This is a genomic window from uncultured Mycobacterium sp. (assembly GCF_964249325.1).
Taxonomy (GTDB): Bacteria; Actinomycetota; Actinomycetes; order Mycobacteriales; family Mycobacteriaceae; genus Mycobacterium.
Map to the genome: position 1 here is coordinate 1 of NZ_CAXUCH010000385.1, position 2532 is coordinate 2532.

Here is a 2532-nt window from a genome sequence, read left to right on the forward strand (position 1 = left end):
CAACGCGCCCGGAGCGGTGGCGAGACGCTCCCCGACCATGATGACCGCGCCGGGTTTGCGCAACAGCTCGCCGACTTCACCGTCGCTCAGCCCCCCCAGCATCGAGGCCTCGGTGCCAGGAACGGTTTTGAGTAACCGGCCGGACATCTTCTGCAGCCCGCGGCTCAGGAATGGCGCTACGGCGTATATCGGCACCCGGTTTTTGCGGGCAGCCTTGCGCAACCGCAAAAACACGATCGGCGACTCGTCCTCCGGTTCTAAGCCGACCAGCAGTACCACCGGCGCCGATTCCAAATCCGAGTAGCTAACCGTAATAGGCTTCCCGGCGACCCGGGCCGCTAAGAACTGCGCCTCCTCGCTCGAATGCGGCCTGGCGCGGAAGTCGATATCGTTGGTGCCCAATGCAATTCGCGCAAACTTGGAGTACGCGTAGGCGTCCTCCCACGTCAATCGGCCACCGACCAGGACTCCGGCGCGTCCCCGGGCCGCGCCTAGTCCCCGCGCCGCCGCCTCCAGTGCCTGCGACCACGACGCGGGCACCAGCTCACCCTCTTCTCGGATCAGGGGAGTGGTGATCCGGTCCAGCTGGGTGGCGTAGGTGAACGCCCACCGTCCCTTGTCGCAGTTCCACTCCTCGTTGACTTCCGGGTCGTCGCCGGCCAGGCGGCGCAGCACCTTGCCGCGGCGATGATCGCTGCGTTGGGCGCACCCTGATGCGCAGTGCTCACACACACTCGGGGTGGAAACCAGATCGAACGGGCGGGCCCGGAACCGGTAAGCCGTCCCGGTCAGCGCACCCACCGGGCAGATCTGCACCGTGTTGCCTGAAAAGTACGAGTCGAACGGCTCGTTGGCGTAAATGCCGACCTGCTGCAGCGCACCGCGCTCCAACATCTCGATGAAGTTGTCGCCGGCGATCTGGTCGGAAAACCGCGTGCAGCGGGCGCACAAGATGCACCGCTCGCGGTCCAGCAGCACTTGGGAGGAGATGTTGATCGGCTTGGCGAACGTGCGCTTGACGTCGGTGAAGCGAGAATCCGGGCGCCCGTTGGACATCGCCTGGTTCTGCAGCGGGCACTCGCCGCCCTTGTCGCACATCGGGCAGTCCAGCGGATGGTTGATCAGCAGCAGTTCCATCACGCCGTGTTGGGCTTTATCGGCCGCTTCGGAAGTCAGCTGGGTGCGCACCACCATGTCGTCGGTGGCGACGGTGGTGCACGACGCCATCGGCTTGCGCTGCCCCTTGATCTCCACCAGGCATTGCCGGCAGGCACCCACCGGATCCAGCAGCGGGTGGTCGCAGAACCGGGGGATCTGGATGCCCATCAGCTCCGCAGCGCGGATCACCAATGTCCCCTTGGGGACGCTGATTTCGTTGCCGTCGATGGTCAACGTCACCATCTCCGGCGGAGTCACCTCATCGCCGGTTTGGGTCTTGGCCGCCTGAGTCATGAGCGCCGCTCTCCCCCGCAAGCGGGAGGTGCCCCCGCCTCATCGCTCAGTGTCATATCGTCGCCGTCGCGCGTCATGAGGGCGTCACGCATTCTCTCCGTTCGCCGTGAGCATCGACTCTGCAGGGTCGAAGGGGCAGCCGCCGCCCTCGATGTGGGCGACGTACTCGTCGCGAAAGTACTTCAGCGAGGACATCACCGGACTGGCTGCGCCATCGCCTAACGCGCAGAACGATTTTCCCAAGATGGTGTCGGAGATGTCCGACAACTTGTCTAGGTCCTCGTGGGTGCCTTCGCCCGTTTCCAGCCGCTCGTAGATCTGCTCCAGCCAGTACGTGCCTTCCCGGCACGGTGTGCACTTGCCGCAGGATTCGTGTTGGTAGAACTGCGTCCAGCGGCGCACCGCGCGCACCACGCAGGTGGTTTCGTCGAAGATCTCCAGCGCCTTGGTGCCCAGCATGGAGCCGGCCTCCCCGACGCCTTCGTAATCCAGTGGTATGTCGAGATGTTCGTCGGTGAGCAGCGGCGTCGACGATCCGCCCGGTGTCCAGAACTTCAGGCGGTGCCCGGCCCGCACTCCGCCGGCGTAGCCGAGAAGCTCACGCAGCGTGATGCCCAGCGGCGCCTCGTACTGGCCGGGCCGACTCACATGCCCCGACAGCGAGTACAGCGTGAAGCCGGGCGATTTCTCGGTGCCCATCGACCGGAACCAGTCGACACCGTGGAGGATGATCGGCGGGACGCTGGCGATGGTTTCGACGTTGTTGATCACCGTCGGGCACGCGTAGAGCCCGGACACCGCGGGAAAGGGAGGGCGCAGTCGAGGCTGACCGCGCCGGCCCTCGAGCGAGTCCAAAAGCGCGGTCTCCTCACCGCAGATGTAGGCGCCCGCGCCGGCGTGCACCACCATCTCCAGGTCGTAGCCGGAACCCGCGATGTCGCGGCCCAAAAACCCGGCAGCATAGGCCTCGGCCACCGCGTTGTGCAGCCGCCGGATCACCGGAACCACTTCGCCGCGCACGTAGATGAAGGCGTGACTGGCCCGAATCGCGTACGCCGCAATGATGCTGCCCTCGATCAA

2 protein-coding genes are annotated in these 2532 nt (G+C 65.6%); both read right to left on the reverse strand.

Features of this window, described 5'->3' with window-relative positions; genetic code table 11:
- Nucleotides 1-1452, reverse strand: a 1452-nt coding sequence (locus tag ACFE99_RS24845; RefSeq protein WP_375489499.1) for an NADH-quinone oxidoreductase subunit G, incomplete at its 3' end; no start/stop codon positions are given.
- 84 nt (nucleotides 1453-1536) lie between these two features.
- Nucleotides 1537-2532 (reverse strand): NADH-quinone oxidoreductase subunit F (locus ACFE99_RS24850; protein WP_375489501.1); only part of this gene is annotated, 996 nt, incomplete at its 5' end.